Here is a 247-nt window from a genome sequence, read left to right on the forward strand (position 1 = left end):
GTTAGGCGAGATCTTAGGAAGAAACACTTTGATAATGTTAAGCAGGCTTTGGATGAGGCCAGGTTCCTCATCGATGTGCAGGATGAAGAGGACGGCAGTACCACCAAGGTCCTACAACTGAAAGAAGAGAAGCAGGCACCTTCTGTCCAAGAGCTAGTACAGGAATGTGTCAAGCAGTTGAAGCCCCTGGTTCAGGTGGCAAGTCCGGTCACTTCTACCCCGATTGTGACCCCTTCATTGGTCAGAG

General features: G+C 50.2%; 1 protein-coding gene. It reads left to right on the top strand.

Annotated features, from left to right (window positions below):
• Positions 1 to 247, top strand: a 247-nt coding sequence (locus IEQ44_RS17405) for a hypothetical protein (protein ID WP_227487695.1), incomplete at both ends; no start/stop codon positions are given.

The sequence above is a fragment of the Nocardioides malaquae genome (assembly GCF_015070385.1).
GTDB lineage: Bacteria > Actinomycetota > Actinomycetes > Propionibacteriales > Nocardioidaceae > Nocardioides > Nocardioides malaquae.